The sequence below is a fragment of the Marisediminicola sp. LYQ85 genome (assembly GCF_046600695.1).
GTDB lineage: Bacteria > Actinomycetota > Actinomycetes > Actinomycetales > Microbacteriaceae > Marisediminicola.
Genome location: NZ_JBKIWO010000003.1, coordinates 126,271 through 141,278, shown reverse-complemented (window position 1 = coordinate 141,278; position 15,008 = coordinate 126,271). Strand labels below are relative to the sequence as shown.

Below are 15,008 nucleotides of genomic sequence, written 5' to 3'. Positions count from 1 at the left end.
CCCTCGCACCACAGCACCGCAGCACCCGCATCACCGCACCTCGCACCACGCCACCACCCACCACTCACGAAAACGGAGCACAGTCATGACGACGACGTCACCTCAGACCACGACGAAGAAGGGGGTCCGCGTTCGCATTCAGCAATTCGGTGCCTTCCTCTCCGGCATGGTCATGCCGAACATCCCCGCCTTCATCGCGTGGGGCCTCATCACCGCCCTCTTCATCGAGACCGGTTGGGTTCCCGTTGCGGAACTCGGCGGTTTCGGAACCAACGCCGCCGGTGACCCGAACATCGGCCTCGTCGGACCGATGATCACGTACCTCCTGCCGCTCCTCATCGCCTACACCGGTGGCCACATGGTCTACGGCATGCGCGGTGGAGTCGTCGGTGCCGCAGCGACCATGGGTGTCATCATCGGCGCCGCGGGAACCCCGATGTTCCTCGGTGCGCTCATCGTCGGGCCGCTCACGGCGTACATCCTCAAGAAGGTCGACTCGATCTGGGACGGCAAGATCCGCGCCGGATTCGAGATGCTCGTCAACAACTACGTGGGCGGGTTCGTCGCGTTCGTCGTGGCGCTCGCCGGGTTCTTCTTCGTCGCCCCCGTGCTCAAGGCCGTGAGTGACGTTCTCGGTGGTGGTGTCCGCGCCCTGACCGACGCGAACCTCCTCCCGCTCGCCTCGATCATCATCGAGCCCGCGAAGGTGCTGTTCCTCAACAACGCCATCAACCAGGGTGTGCTCACGCCGCTCGGTGCCGCCGAGTCGGCCGAGACCGGGCAGTCGATCCTCTTCCTCCTCGAGGCGAACGCCGGCCCCGGACTCGGACTGCTGCTCGCGATCTCGGTGTTCGGTGTGGGCGTCGCCCGCTCGACCGCTCCCGGCGCGATCATCATCCAGTTCTTCGGCGGAATCCACGAGATCTACTTCCCCTACGTGCTCGCGAAGCCGATCCTGCTCCTCGCCCTCATCGCGGGTGGCGCGAGCGGAATCCTCACGAACGTGATCTTCGGGTCGGGACTCGTGAGCCCGGCATCGCCCGGCAGCATCTTCGCGATCCTCGCTCAGACGGCGCGCGGCAGCCACCTCGGTGTCGTGCTCTCGGTCATCATCTCGGCGACCGTCACCTTCGTGATCGCGTCGATCATCCTGCGGGCGACGCGCAAGCGTGACCTCGCGGCCGAAGCCGCGGGAGAGAACGACCTCGCCGCCGCCGCCGCGAAGATGGACGAGCTCAAGGGAAAGAAGAGCGACTACACGACCGGACTCAAGGGCGAAGCAGCGTCGACGTCGGCTGCCGCCGGTTCTGTCGGAACGGCCGCGCGCGTGCAGAACATCGTGTTCGCGTGCGACGCTGGTATGGGCTCGAGCGCCATGGGTGCGAGTGTCTTGCGCAACAAGATGAAGAAGGCCGGAATCGACGGGATCACGGTGACGAACAAGTCGATCGCGAACCTCGACGGTTCAGAAGACCTCATCATCACGCAGCGTGAGTTGACCGATCGGGCCCGCGAGAAGAACGGTAACGCCGAGCACGTCTCGGTGGACAACTTCATGAACAGCCCGCGCTACGACGAGGTCGTCGAGCGGGTCGCGGACCAGCAGAAGTAACACCGGCCAGAACAGGAAGAGGAACCATGAGCGAGAACGTGCTCGAACGAGACCAGATCGTCGCGTCGGGATCAGCGACGACGAAGGACGCCGCGATCGAGGAGGCGAACGCCATCCTCGTCAAGGCGGGTGCGGTGACCGAGGACTACCTTGGCTTCATGCACGCGCGCGAAGCGGTCACGTCGACGTACATGGGCAATCTCCTGGCCATCCCGCACGGCACGAACGAGGGCAAGGACACGATCCTGAAGTCTGCGCTCTCGTTCGTGCGGTACGACTCCCCGATCGACTGGGACGGCAACGACGTACGGTTCGTCGTCGGTATCGCGGGCAAAGAGAACGGGCACCTCGAGATCCTGTCGAAGATCGCGATCATCTTCTCCGACGAGGACGAGGTGCAGAAGCTCCTCGACGCGGGCTCGGCCGACGAGCTCTTCTCCGCGCTCGGCGACGTCAACGCCGCGTGAAGGCCGTTCACTTCGGGGCCGGAAACATCGGTCGCGGTTTCGTCGGCCTCATCCTCCATCGCGCGGGGTACGAGATCGTCTTCGCGGATGTCGCGACGGAGCTCATCGCAAAGCTCGCGGCGAGCTCGAGCTACGAGGTGCACGAGGTCGGCGCGGAGCCTCGCACGTGGTCCGTCGACGGCTATCGCGCCATCAACAGTCGTGACGACGAGGCGGGAGTGATCGCCGAGATCGCCACTGCCGAGGTTGTCACGACCGCGGTGGGTCCGAACGTGCTGAGGTTCATCGCGCCGGTGATCGCGAAGGCCCTCGAGCAGCGAGCAGACGACGCCGGCCGGCTCACGGTCATGGCCTGCGAGAACGCGATCAACGCGACCGATCTGCTCGCGGCGGAGGTGGCGAAGGCTCTCGGCGATCGGGACGCCGCATGGTTGCACGGGCGCGCGGTGTTCGCCAACACGGCCGTCGACCGCATCGTCCCGGGGCAAGCAGACCCCGAGTCGCTCGACGTGACCGTCGAGGACTTCTTCGAGTGGGCCATCGAGACATCGTCGTTCGACGGCGACGTCCCCGTCATCCCCGATGCCCACTTCGTTCCCGACCTCGAGCCGTACATCGAGCGCAAGCTCTTCACGGTCAACACCGGGCACGCGACGACGGCCTATCACGGCTTCCTCGCGGGCGCCGCAACGCTCGCCGAGGCCATCGCCATCCCCGCGGTCCGAGCCGAAGTCGAGGCCGTCCTCGCCGAGACGGCGGATCTCCTCGTGCGAAAGCACCTGCTCGATCAGGCCGACCACGACGCCTACGTCGAGCGCACTCTCGTGCGTTTCGCCAACGCTGACCTTCCCGACACCCCCGAGCGCGTCGGCCGGGAGCCGCTGCGCAAACTCGGTCGCAACGAGCGCTTCGTCTCGCCCGCCCGCCAGATCGCGGAGCGCGGCGGATCGTTCGACGCGCTCGTGCGTGCGATGGGGGCAGCCGTGCAGTTCGACGTTCCGGAGGACCGGGAGAGTGTCGAACTGCAGGCGCTGCTGCGTTCCGAGGATGCCGACACCGTCACGGAGAGAGTCACCGGAATCGACTCCGGGTCGCCACTGTTCGCGGCGGTGTCGACGAGAGTCTCGGCCGTTCAAGCCGACCTCTGATCGGCGACCGGCGCGGAGTATACGGCGCAGGTGGCGAAACGCCCGGAAATCACCTAAGCTCGATCGTTGGTGTCTTGGCCCGATTCTGTCGTGCCCGGTTCTCGCTTGTCACAAGCGCGAGAGACGCCACATCCACCGCACGACCAGCAAACAATAACTTTTAGCGACGAAGAGGATATGGCGAAAAAAGACGGTGTCATCGAGATCGAAGGTGCTGTAGTCGAAGCGCTGCCCAACGCGATGTTTCGCGTCGAGCTGACCAACGGCCACAAAGTACTCGCCCACATTTCGGGCAAAATGCGTCAGCACTACATCCGCATCCTCCCCGAGGACCGCGTGATCGTCGAGCTGAGCCCCTACGACCTCACCCGCGGCCGGATCGTCTACCGCTACAAGTAGCGCGTGCTGGAAAGTAACGGCCCTCGACTCTTCGAGGGCACGACGACAGCGAACACAAGGAAAACACGATGAAGGTCAACCCCAGCGTCAAGCCGATCTGCGAGAAGTGCAAGGTCATCCGTCGCAACGGCAACGTCATGGTCATCTGCGAGAACCCGCGCCACAAACAGCGCCAGGGCTGATCCAGCTGCACCAGCACCACAACTGAATACAGAACTAGCGATACCAGAACCGTCGATGCCCTCCGGGCTACGCGGGGACACCAGTGGGCGGAGGCCGCTGCACAGGGATCGCTACAGACCTCCACGAAACACCAGGAGAAGCCACCATGGCACGTCTAGCCGGCGTCGACATCCCGCGCGACAAGCGCGTTGAAGTCGCACTGACATACATCTACGGTGTCGGCCGCACGAGGGCACTCAAAGTCCTCGCCGAGACCGAGATCAGCGGAGAGATCCGCGTCAAAGATCTGACCGATGACCAGCTCATCGCTCTGCGCGACAACATCGAAGGCAACTACAAGGTCGAAGGTGACCTCCGCCGTGAGGTGGCTGCCGACATCCGACGCAAGGTCGAGATCGGAAGCTACGAGGGTGTCCGTCACCGTCGCGGCCTGCCCGTGCGCGGACAGCGCACCAAGACCAACGCTCGCACCCGCAAGGGCCCGAAGCGCACCGTTGCCGGCAAGAAGAAGGCCCGATAGCGAGCACTGCTCGTATCGCCATAACAGTTTTAGGAGAACATCATGGCAGCACCAAAATCGGCCGCTCGTAAGCCGCGTCGCAAAGAGAAGAAGAACGTCGCCGTGGGCCAGGCCCACATCAAGTCGACCTTCAACAACACCATCGTCACCATCACCGACCCCACCGGGGCCGTGCTGAGCTGGGCGTCGTCGGGAACCGTCGGCTTCAAGGGATCGCGTAAGTCGACCCCCTTCGCCGCGCAGCTCTCCGCCGAGTCGGCCGCGCGCCAGGCTCAGGAGCACGGCGTCAAGAAGGTCGACGTCTTCGTCAAGGGACCGGGCTCGGGCCGCGAGACCGCGATCCGTTCGCTCCAGGCCGCCGGCCTCGAGGTCGGTTCGATCAACGACGTCACCCCGCAGGCGCACAACGGTTGCCGCCCGCCCAAGCGTCGCCGCGTCTAACGCACCCCGTCGCGGGAGCTCGCTCACGCGGATCATGATCGCCTCGTCACACCGGCCGCCTCGCGGCCGGTGTGACATCGGCGCATAGGACAACTCAATACATTTCCCAAGTGTCAAATAGCGGACACTTCGCCGAAAGGAATCAATAGTGCTGATTGCACAGCGTCCAACTCTTACCGAAGAGAACATCTCCGAGTTCCGTTCGCGGTTCGTCATCGAGCCCCTCGAACCCGGCTTCGGTTACACCCTCGGCAACTCGCTCCGCCGCACCCTGCTCTCGTCGATTCCCGGCGCGGCAGTCACGAGCATCCGTCTCGACGGCGTTCTGCATGAGTTCAGCACGATCGCCGGGGTGAAGGAAGACGTCACCGAGATCATCCTGAACATCAAGGGACTCGTCGTCTCGAGCGAGAACGACGAGCCGATCACGGCGTACCTGCGCAAGCAGGGTGCCGGCGAGGTCACGGCCGCCGACATCTCCGCTCCCGCCGGTGTCGAGATCCACAACCCCGAGCTCGTCATCGCGACGCTCAACGACAAGGCCAAGTTCGAGCTCGAACTCACGATCGAGCGCGGTCGTGGATACGTCTCCGCCACGCAGAACCGCAGCGAGTTCAGCGAAGCGGGTCAGATTCCGATCGACTCGCTCTACTCGCCCGTGCTCAAGGTGACCTACCGCGTCGAGGCGACTCGTGCCGGTGAGCGCACCGACTTCGACCGCCTCGTCGTTGACGTCGAGACCAAGTCGGCGATCACCCCGCGCGACGCGATCGCCTCTGCCGGCCGCACCCTCACCGAGCTGTTCGGTCTCGCTCGCGAGCTCAACACCGCGGCCGAGGGCATCGAGATCGGCCCGGCTCCCGTCGACGCCGTTCTGTCGTCGGAACTCAGCATGCCGATCGAAGACCTCGACCTCTCGGTGCGCAGCTACAACTGCCTCAAGCGCGAGGGCATCAACACCGTCAGCGAGCTCGTGGCGCTGTCGGAGACGCAGCTCATGAACATCCGCAACTTCGGACAGAAGTCGGTGGACGAGGTCAAAGACAAGCTCGTCGAGATGGGCCTCTCGCTCAAGGACACGGTTCCCGGTTTCGACGGAGCCCACTTCTACAGCGGCTACGACGACGTCGAAGAGACCAACTAGAGCCGTCGTCATCGACGCCCCTCACTACCTGAAGATTCCGGAGACAACACACAATGCCTAAGCCAACCAAGGGTCCCCGCCTCGGCGGAGGTCCTGCTCACGAGCGCCTGATGCTCGCGAACCTCGCCGCTGCGCTGTTCACCCACAAGAGCATCAAGACCACCGAGATGCGTGCCAAGCGCGTGCGTCCGCTCGCCGAGCGTCTCATCACGTTCGCGAAGCGCGGCGACCTGCATGCGCGCCGTCGCGTTCTCGGCGTCATCGGCGACAAGACCGTCGTGCACGAGCTGTTCACGCAGATCGCGCCACTCGTCGAGAACCGTGAGGGCGGATACACCCGCATCACGAAGCTCGGCTTCCGCAAGGGCGACAACGCGTCGATGGTGCAGCTCGAGCTCGTTCTCGAGCCCGTCAACGCCAAGCCGAAGGCGAAAGCCTCGACGAAGGCCGCTCCGGTCGCCGCGCCCGTCGACGACGCCAGCACGGACGAGACCGTCGCTGACGAGACCGTCGCTGATGAGACCGTCGCCGACGAGACCGTCGCGACCGATGGCGCCGACAGCACTGACGAGACCGTCACGACCGACAGCACCGACGATTCCGCGGCAGCTGACGCCAAGTAGTCTCGCGCTTCACCGGAACGGCCCTGCTCCTCGAGCGGGGCCGTTCTTCGTTGTGCTGACCCGCCCGTCGCTCGACGCTCGTCTGTCGCTATTCGGGGCGCGGTGCGAGGCCGTAGTCGTTGGGGCGCAGGAGCGGGGGCACTTCGGAGAGCCGCTGCAGCGCGGCGCGGAGCTCGTCGGCGTAGACCTCGCCCCCGGCGGCTCCGGGGTGCACCTGGTCGCTCGAGAGAAGCGAGGTCTGCGAGGCGATCGCTGTGCGCCAGTCCGACAGTTCGACGTCGCGGTATTCGCGAGCGAATGAGTCGAGGGTGGCATTGACCCCGTCGGTCCAGCCGCGCGGGGCGTAGACGGAGACGACGACGATCCGATGTGAGGGCCCCACCCGGTCGCGGAGTTCGTCGAGTGTGGCGTCGTCGATCGGTCCGTTCGTCCCGAGTCCGAGCACGACGATCGGGCGCAGCGTGTCGGCGTCGACCATCTCGTCGATGATCGCGGGCGCCGCCGACAGCTGGCGTGACACCGCGGCGTCGATCGCGATTCCGGGGAACGCCGCTTGCAGTTCGGGGGCCGACGCGAGCATGACGGAGTCCCCGATCGCCGTGATCTGGTCGCCGGTGATCGGGTCGGTCGAGAGGGGCGGTCCCGCATCCGCCGCAGCGTCTCGCGCTTGTTCTCCCGGGGCCGACACGTCCGAAGGCGCGGTCGCGATAGCGTCGAGTCCCTCTTGGATCTCGCTTTGCGCGTCGCTCGTCGAGGGGCTCACCGCGATGGCCGTCGCGGTGCCGATGAGGGATGCGAGCACGATGACCGCGATGCTCCCGGCCACGAGTCGTGGCCGCGTCGTCGGGGCGGCACGCCGCACGAGGCGCACGACACCGCGAAAACCGTGGCGCCGGATCGGTCGCTCGACGAAGCGGAACGAGAGCGCGGCCGCCGCGACCGAGACACCCGCCGCGATGCCGCCGAGACCCCACCCGCTCGCACCGGAACGGTCGACTGAGTCGAGCAGGCCGACGACGAGGATGAAGACGGGCCAGTGCCAGAGGTAGATGCCGTACGAGCGCTCGCCGATCCATCGGAACAGACGATTATCGAGGGCGCGCGCGATGACGGAGCCCCGCACGAGGGCGCAGGCGATGATCCCGGCGACGGCGAGGGCCACTCCGACGAGGCCACCGCGGTAGACGAGGTCGTCGTCGGCGGGGAGGGCGACGAATGCCGAGAGCACCGAGGCGAGGAGTGCTCCGGCCGCCACGTCGGCGAACCGTGCCCGCACGCGCGAACCGGCGGCCGTCGATGCCCCCGCGCCGGGGTCGAGGGCGGGGGAGCGGCCGACGAGGGCGAAGGCGAGGGCGGCCCCGATCGCGAGCCCGAAGCTGTGGGTATCCGTGCCGAAGTAGACGCGAGTGGCGTCGCTGCCCGGGGTGTGGATCATCGCCATCGCGAGTGCCGACGCGGCGGCGATGGCGACGACGATGCCCACGCGCCACGAGCGCTTGCTCATGGAGGCGAGCGCGAGGACCGCGAGGGGCCACACGAGGTAGAACTGCTCCTCGACCGCGAGCGACCAGAGGTTGCGGAAGAGGTCGGCCGAGGTGTTGTCGAAATAGTCGTTGCCGTAGGCGAGTTCGAGCCAGTTGCTGCTGAACGTCGCGGCGCCGAGCACTTGCCTGCCGAGCCCGACGAGAGCGTCACCGCCGACGGCGAGGGCGGCCGAGCTCGTCACGAGGACCAGGACGGCGAGGGCGGGGAGGAGGCGACGCGCGCGACGCATCCAGAACTGGCGCAGAGCGATCCGCCCGGTCGCTGCGTGCTCGCGCACGAGCAGAACCGTGATGAGAAAACCGCTCACGACGAAGAACACGTCGACCCCGATGTATCCGCCCGCGAGAGCGCCCGGCGACACGTGGTAGACGACCACGGCCATCACCGCGATCGCGCGGAGGCCATCGAGCGCGGGGATGCGCGGCCGGGCGGCGGCCGACGCAGTCCCACCCGGCGCAGGGACGACGGTCGGATCGGGAGGGAGGGGAGTGCCCACGGACACGGCGGGTCTCCCTTCGATTCGGCGCGCCTAGAATCGTCGGAATGACGACTGAAGCGACCGCTCGCGAGCCGGGAACGGAGCTCACGCGACTGCGGCTCGACATCGCTTACGACGGCACAGAGTTTACCGGGTGGAGCCGCCAGCCCTCCCTGCGGACGGTGCAGGGGGAGCTCGAAGCCTCCCTCGCGACCGTGTTCTCGCGGCACGGTGACGCGCCGACACTCACGGTCGCCGGGCGCACGGATGCCGGCGTGCACGCGCTCGGGCAAGTGGCCCACCTCGATCTGACGAGCGAGCAGCTCGCGAGCCTCGAGAGACCCCATCGCGGGCCGTCCGGCCGCGCGAAGCTCGACCCCGTGACGGCGCTCGCCCGACGACTCAACGGCATCGCCGGACTCTCGAGCGACGTCTACGTCTCTCGCGTGAGCCGCGCCCCGGCGGGTTTCGACGCTCGCTTCAGCGCCGTCTGGAGGCGATACGAATACCGGGTCTCCGACGAGGGCGGGCCGAGGAACCCCCTTGAGCGCAATCGCACCCTCTGGATTCCGCGCGCGCTCGACGTGGAGAGCATGAACACCGTCGCGGGGCGGTTTCTGGGTCTCCACGATTGGGCGGCCTTCTGCAAGCCCAAAGACTTCGGCACGAGCATCCGCACTCTGCAGGATTTCTCGTGGCACCGCGCGGTCGACGGTGTCGTGGTCGCGCGCCTGCAGGCCGACGCGTTCTGCCACAGCATGGTGCGCGCACTCGTGGGGGCGTCGCTCGCGGTGGGGGCGGGGCAGATGACCCCCGAGCGCATGATCGAGATCAGGGAGCAGCTCGAACGCACGAGCGAGTTCAAGGTCGTGCCAGCGAAGGGGCTCACCCTCATGGAGGTCGGGTATCCGGCCGATCATGAGCTCGCTGCTCGGGCGGAGCAGACCCGGGCCATCCGGCCCCCTCTCGATGCCCCGGAGGCATCGCCCGTCGGTTGACCGTGCCGCGACCGTGGTCTAGTGTTTACCCTTGGTGCCTGCGCTTATCTCAGTGCGACACCCGAAGTTGAGCCCTCCACCGGCAAGGTTCCCGTCGGGAACGTTCCACGGAGTGGGATTCACGAACACCTCATTTCGACAGAAAGCAGTCCTACCGTGACGCGCACTTATTCCCCGAAGCCCGATGACATCCAGCGCGACTGGCTCATCATCGACGCGACCGACATCGTCTTGGGTCGTCTCGCGACCCACGCCGCCTCGCTCCTGCGCGGCAAGCACAAGGCGATCTTCTCCAACCACATGGACACCGGAGACTTCGTCATCATCATCAACGCCGAGAAGGTGGCCCTCACGGGGTCGAAGCTCGCGCAGAAGAAGGCCTACCGCCACTCGGGTTACCCGGGCGGACTGACGGCGACGACCTACGCGGAGATGCTCGAGAAGCACCCGACGCGTGCCGTCGAGAAGGCCGTCCGCGGAATGCTCCCGAAGAACTCGATCGGTCGCGCTCAGCTCACGAAGCTCAAGGTCTACGCCGGAGCCGAGCACCCTCACGCTGCGCAGCAGCCCACGACCTTCACCCTCACCCAGGTCGCGCAGTAGCGCCGCCAGAAGCAATCAAAGGATTCCCACTCATGGCGAAGATCTCAGACTCTCTCGACTCCAGCACCCTCGGTGAGGTTGCCCCCGACAGCTACTCGACCGAGACCCCGGCCGACGACGCTCCCCGCGCCCCGCGCGCGGTTCTCAACGTTCCCGGTGCCGCGGTCGGTCGTCGCAAGCAGGCCATCGCTCGCGTGCGCATCGTCCCCGGTTCCGGCGAGTTCGTCGTCAACGGCCGCACGCTCGCCGAGTACTTCCCGAACAAGCTCCACCAGCAGCTCATCAACGACCCCTTCAAGGTGCTCGACCTCATGGGCAGCTACGACGTGATCGCCCGCATCACCGGCGGTGGCCCCTCCGGCCAGGCCGGCGCCCTGCGTCTCGGCATCGCTCGGTCGCTCAACCTCATCGACGAAGAGAACAACCGCGCCACGCTCAAGAAGGCGGGCTTCCTCAGCCGCGACGCTCGCGTCAAGGAGCGCAAGAAGGCCGGACTCAAGAAGGCGCGTAAGGCACCCCAGTTCTCGAAGCGCTAATCGCGCTCCGCTGACTGGCATCACATGCCACGGCTTTTCGGTACCGACGGTGTTCGGGGACTCGCGAATCGCGACATCACTGTCGAGCTCGCGCTCGGTCTCGCTCAGGCAGCAGCGGTGGTGCTCGGCAAGGGACGCATCGCCGACGGTCGGCGCGCTTCGGGGCGCCGACCGGTCGCGGTGGTCGCGCGCGACCCGCGCGTCTCCGGTGAGTTCATCGCCGCCGCGGTGTCTGCGGGACTCGCGAGTTCCGGTGTCGACGTCCTCGACGCGGGGGTCATCCCGACTCCCGCTGCCGCGTTCCTGATCGGCGATGTGGGGGCCGATTTCGGCGTCATGATCTCGGCCTCGCACAACCCGGCCGCAGACAACGGAATCAAGTTCTTCGCGCAGGGCGGAACAAAACTGCCCGACATCGTCGAGGATCGCATCGAGCAAGCGCTCGCCGACACGAAACTCGCACCGACCGGCATCGAAGCCGGGAGGATCACGCGTTTCGCGGATGCGGAAGACCGCTACGTCGTGCATTTGCTCGGAACGGTGAAAACCCGCCTCGACGGGCTCCACGTCGTTCTCGACTGTGCGCACGGTGCCGCCGCGGCGGTGTCGCCCGAGGTCTTCACGGATGCGGGCGCCCGCGTCACGGTCATCGGTGCGGACCCCGACGGCACGAACATCAACGACGGGTTCGGCTCGACCCACCTCGAGGCCGTCGCCGCGGCGGTCCGTGAGCACGGCGCCGACCTCGGCATCGCCCACGACGGTGACGCCGACCGGTGTCTCGCCGTCGACGCCGACGGCACCGTCGTCGACGGCGACCAGATCATGGCGATCATCGCCCTCGCGATGAAAGCGAACGGCACCCTGACCGACGACACACTCGTCGCGACGGTCATGAGCAACCTCGGCCTCAAGGTCGCGATGGCCGAGCATGACATCTCGGTCGTCGAGACGAAGGTCGGCGACCGCTACGTGCTCGAGGCTCTCAACGAGCGCGGGCTGAGTCTCGGCGGCGAGCAGTCGGGCCACGTCATCATGAGCGAGTTCGCGACGACGGGCGACGGCATCCTCACGGGACTGCAGCTCATGTGCGAGATGGCCCGCACCGGGCGGTCGCTCGCGGAGCTCGCATCCGTCATGACCGTGTACCCGCAGATCATGGTCAATGTCACGGGAGTCGACCGCGAACGCCTCGCGGCAAACGACGCGATCGCCTCGGCGGTCGCGCAGCACACGGCGGAGCTCGGCGAGTCGGGGCGCGTGCTCTTGCGCCCCTCGGGAACGGAACCGCTCGTGCGCGTGATGGTCGAGGCGACCGACCAGTCGACGGCCGATCGCATCGCGCACGAGCTCGCCGACCTCGTGCGTCGCGAGATCGCCGTCTGATCCGTCGCCGTTAGCCGCGTGTTCGGCCGGTGCCGACGTCTCGACGACGTGGCGCGTCAGATCTTGCGCACGAGCACGTGGTCGACGGCGTGGTCGGCGTTCTTGCGCAAGACGAGCGTCGCGCGTGACCGCGTCGGGAGGATGTTCTCGGCGAGGTTGGGGCCGTTGATCCGGTTCCAGATGTCCCGCGCCGTCGCTCGCGCCTCCTCGGGGGAGAGCGTCGAGTAGCGGTGGAAGTACGACTTCGGGTTCGCGAACGCCCCCTCCTGCAGTCGCAGGAAGCGATCTTCGTACCACGACGCGATGTCGGCGCTGCGGGCGTCGACATAGACCGAGAAATCGAAGAGGTCGCTCACCGCGAGGCGGCCCGACACGGGAGGCTGCAGAACGTTGAGCCCCTCGACGATGAGGATGTCGGGTTGCCGCACGACGATCTCCGCGTCGGGGACGATGTCGTAGCTCAGGTGGGAGTAGAAGGGCGTGCGCACCTCCGTCGCGCCGCTCTTGATCTGGCTGACGAACCTGAGGAGCGCCCGCCGATCGTAGGACTCCGGAAAGCCTTTGCGGGTCATGAGCCCGCGCCTCTCGAGCTCGTGGTTGGGGTAGAGGAAGCCGTCGGTCGTCACGAGTTCGACTCGGGGCGTGTCGTCCCACCGGGCCAGGAGTTCGCGGAGGAGACGCGCGATCGTCGATTTGCCGACGGCGACCGAGCCGGCGACGCCGATGACGAACGGCGTGCTCTGCGTGCGGCGTCCGAGGAACTCGCTCGTCGACCTGTGCAGATTCTTGGCGCCGGCGGCATAGAGGTTGATGAGTCTGCTGAGGGGGAGGTAGACCTCGGAGACCTCGCGGATGTCGAGCACGTCGCCGAGCCCGCGGAGCCCCACGATCTCGGTGGGGCTCAGGGGGAGCGCTGTCGACGGCGACAGATCGGCCCACGTCGCCCGATCGATTTCGACGAAGGGTGTTCCGTGGCCGTTCGTGTGCGCGTGCGCGGCTTCACCCATAGGGATCGAGCGTAGTCCCGCGACAGCCTGCGCAGATACGGAGCCGGCACCGCGTAAAATGCATCCTCATGTGCGGAATCGTGGGTTATGTCGGGAGCAACAAGAGCATCGAGGTTCTCGTCGGGGGACTCCGGAGGCTCGAGTACCGCGGCTATGACTCCGCCGGGATCGCGGTCATCGACGACCAGGGCCAGATGCACACGCGCAAGCGCGCGGGCAAGCTCAAGATCCTCATCGACGACCTCGAGGAACTCGCCCTCGAGAACGGGGCGACCGGCATCGGGCACACCCGGTGGGCGACCCACGGTGGGCCCAACGACGAGAACGCGCACCCCCACCTCGGCGACGACGGCAAGCTCGCCCTCATCCACAACGGCATCATCGAGAATTTCGCGGAGCTCAAGGCCGAGCTGCTCGCAGCGCACCCGGAGACCGTGTTCACGAGCGAGACCGACTCCGAGGTCGCGGCTCTGCTCGTGGGGCTCGAATACCAGAAGACGGGCGACCTCGTCTCGGCCCTGAGCGGTGTGGTCCCGCGCCTGCACGGCGCGTTCACCCTGCTCGTCGTGCACCGCGACCAGCCCGGCATCGTCGTCGGGGCGCGGCGTAACTCCCCCCTCGTGATCGGGCTCGGCGAGGGTGAGAACTTCCTCGGGTCGGATGTCGCCGCGTTCGTCGACCACACGAGGCGCTACGTCGAGATCGGTCAAGACCAGATCGTCACGATCACCGCCGACGGTGTGACCGTCACCGACTTCGACGGCACTCCCCGCCCGACGGTCGAGAAGGAGATCGCGTGGGACGCGACGGCGGCAGACAAGGGCGGCTGGTCGAGTTTCATGGCCAAGGAGATCAGCGAGGAGCCTCTCGCAATCGCGAACACCCTCCTCGGTCGCGTCGTCGACGGCGCGGTGCGGCTCGAGGAGATCGACGGGCTCCCCCTCGACGAGGTCGACCGCATCGTCATCCTCGGGTGCGGCACGGCGGCATACTCCGGCATGCTCGCGAAGTACGCGATCGAGAAGTGGGCCCGCATCCCCGTCGACGTCGAGCTCTCGCACGAGTTCCGCTACCGCGACCCGATCCTCGACGCGCGCACCCTCGTGATCTCGGTGAGCCAGTCCGGCGAGACCATGGACACGCTCATGGCCGTCAAGTACGCGAGCGCGGCGGGCGCCCGCACCCTCTCGATCTGCAACACCCAGGGTGCGACCATTCCCCGCGAGTCCGACGCGGTGATCTACACGCACGCGGGCCCCGAGGTCGCCGTCGCGTCGACCAAGGCGTTCGTCGCCCAGGTGGCGGCGTTCTACCTCTTCGGACTGCACCTCGCGACCGTGCGCGGCTCGCTTCCGAAGGTCGAGATCGCCGAGCTGCTCGGCGAGCTTCAATCGTTGCCCGAGCAGCTCTCGGTCGTGCTCGAGCAGCACGATGCGATCGCCCAGCTCGCCGGGTGGATGACAGACACGCGCGCCGTCCTCTTCCTCGGCAGGCACGCGGGATTCCCCGTGGCCCTCGAGGGAGCGCTCAAGCTCAAGGAGCTCGCCTACATCCACGCCGAGGGGTTCGCCGCGGGGGAACTCAAGCACGGGCCCATCGCCCTCATCGAACCGGGCCAACCGGTCTTCGTGATCGTTCCGAGCCCGCGCGCGCACGACTCCCTGCACCCCAAGGTCATCTCGAACATCCAGGAGATCCGGGCGCGAGGTGCCCGCATCCTCGCGATCGCCGAGCAGGGGGATGCCGCGGTGCTGCCCTACGCGGATGTCGTCATCCCGATCCCCCTCGCCTCCACTCTCTTCGAGCCGCTCCTCGCGGTCGCGCCACTGCAGATCTTCGCGATGGAGCTCGCCTCGGCGAAGGGACTCGACGTCGACCAGCCGCGCAACCTCGCGAAGTCGGTCACGGTCGAGTAGTG

The 15,008-nt window shown here is 66.8% G+C and carries 16 protein-coding genes; 14 read left to right on the top strand and 2 right to left on the bottom strand.

The window, feature by feature from the left end; genetic code table 11:
- The first annotated feature begins 85 nt into the window (after nt 1–85).
- From ACLHG5_RS12935 to rplQ, 9 genes are all read left to right on the top strand, one after another.
- Entirely contained in the window at nt 86–1,612 is a 1,527-nt protein-coding gene (locus ACLHG5_RS12935) for a PTS mannitol transporter subunit IICB (RefSeq protein WP_411319075.1), read from the top strand.
- 26 nt (nt 1,613–1,638) lie between these two features.
- Nucleotides 1,639–2,079, top strand: coding sequence for a PTS sugar transporter subunit IIA (locus tag ACLHG5_RS12930; protein WP_411317336.1), 441 nt, complete (start codon nt 1,639–1,641; stop codon nt 2,077–2,079).
- On the top strand, nt 2,076–3,227 hold the full coding sequence (locus ACLHG5_RS12925; RefSeq protein WP_411319074.1) for a mannitol-1-phosphate 5-dehydrogenase: 1,152 nt from the start codon (nt 2,076–2,078) through the stop codon (nt 3,225–3,227). The genes ACLHG5_RS12930 and ACLHG5_RS12925 overlap by 4 nt, the downstream gene beginning before the upstream one ends.
- A 177-nt stretch (nt 3,228–3,404) precedes the next feature.
- Nucleotides 3,405–3,626 (top strand): translation initiation factor IF-1, encoded by a 222-nt coding sequence (infA, locus tag ACLHG5_RS12920; RefSeq protein ID WP_022883252.1) that lies wholly within the window; start codon nt 3,405–3,407, stop codon nt 3,624–3,626.
- A 68-nt stretch (nt 3,627–3,694) separates the two neighbouring features.
- A complete protein-coding gene (gene rpmJ, locus ACLHG5_RS12915) occupies nt 3,695–3,808 on the top strand; it encodes a 50S ribosomal protein L36 (RefSeq protein WP_354474636.1) in 114 nt (37 codons plus the stop codon).
- A gap of 146 nt (nt 3,809–3,954) precedes the next feature.
- Nucleotides 3,955–4,329, top strand: coding sequence for a 30S ribosomal protein S13 (rpsM, locus tag ACLHG5_RS12910; protein ID WP_411317338.1), 375 nt, complete (start codon nt 3,955–3,957; stop codon nt 4,327–4,329).
- Nucleotides 4,330–4,371: 42 nt separating this feature from the next.
- Nucleotides 4,372–4,770 carry a 30S ribosomal protein S11 gene (rpsK, locus tag ACLHG5_RS12905; RefSeq protein WP_161885428.1) on the top strand — a complete coding sequence of 133 codons (399 nt, stop codon included), beginning with the start codon at nt 4,372–4,374 and terminating at the stop codon, nt 4,768–4,770.
- 148 nt (nt 4,771–4,918) lie between these two features.
- Entirely contained in the window at nt 4,919–5,914 is a 996-nt protein-coding gene (locus tag ACLHG5_RS12900; protein WP_411319073.1) for a DNA-directed RNA polymerase subunit alpha, read from the top strand.
- Nucleotides 5,915–5,967: 53 nt separating this feature from the next.
- Nucleotides 5,968–6,537 (top strand): 50S ribosomal protein L17, encoded by a 570-nt coding sequence (rplQ, locus tag ACLHG5_RS12895; protein WP_411317340.1) that lies wholly within the window; start codon nt 5,968–5,970, stop codon nt 6,535–6,537.
- A gap of 88 nt (nt 6,538–6,625) precedes the next feature.
- Here the strand turns inward: rplQ and ACLHG5_RS12890 are convergent, their stop codons facing one another.
- Nucleotides 6,626–8,584, bottom strand: coding sequence for an acyltransferase family protein (locus ACLHG5_RS12890; protein WP_411319072.1), 1,959 nt, complete (start codon nt 8,582–8,584; stop codon nt 6,626–6,628).
- A gap of 41 nt (nt 8,585–8,625) precedes the next feature.
- Here ACLHG5_RS12890 and truA point away from each other — a divergent pair, with 41 nt between their 5' ends.
- The 4 genes from truA (at nt 8,626) to glmM (ending at nt 12,083) form a co-directional block, all read left to right on the top strand.
- Nucleotides 8,626–9,558, top strand: coding sequence for a tRNA pseudouridine(38-40) synthase TruA (gene truA, locus ACLHG5_RS12885; protein ID WP_411317342.1), 933 nt, complete (start codon nt 8,626–8,628; stop codon nt 9,556–9,558).
- A 156-nt stretch (nt 9,559–9,714) separates the two neighbouring features.
- Nucleotides 9,715–10,161, top strand: a complete 447-nt coding sequence (rplM, locus tag ACLHG5_RS12880) for a 50S ribosomal protein L13 (RefSeq protein WP_411317343.1) — start codon at nt 9,715–9,717, stop codon at nt 10,159–10,161.
- A 32-nt stretch (nt 10,162–10,193) separates the two neighbouring features.
- Nucleotides 10,194–10,697, top strand: coding sequence for a 30S ribosomal protein S9 (rpsI, locus tag ACLHG5_RS12875; protein WP_411317344.1), 504 nt, complete (start codon nt 10,194–10,196; stop codon nt 10,695–10,697).
- A 24-nt stretch (nt 10,698–10,721) separates the two neighbouring features.
- Complete coding sequence (gene glmM, locus ACLHG5_RS12870; RefSeq protein ID WP_411319071.1) at nt 10,722–12,083, top strand: phosphoglucosamine mutase; 1,362 nt, start codon at nt 10,722–10,724, stop codon at nt 12,081–12,083.
- Nucleotides 12,084–12,139: 56 nt separating this feature from the next.
- On the opposite strand, the gene coaA is transcribed toward glmM, so the two are convergent.
- Entirely contained in the window at nt 12,140–13,090 is a 951-nt protein-coding gene (coaA, locus tag ACLHG5_RS12865; protein WP_411317346.1) for a type I pantothenate kinase, read from the bottom strand.
- Nucleotides 13,091–13,158: 68 nt separating this feature from the next.
- On the opposite strand from coaA, the gene glmS reads away from it, so the two are divergent.
- Entirely contained in the window at nt 13,159–15,006 is a 1,848-nt protein-coding gene (glmS, locus tag ACLHG5_RS12860) for a glutamine--fructose-6-phosphate transaminase (isomerizing) (RefSeq protein ID WP_411317347.1), read from the top strand.
- The last annotated feature ends 2 nt before the right edge of the window (nt 15,007–15,008 follow it).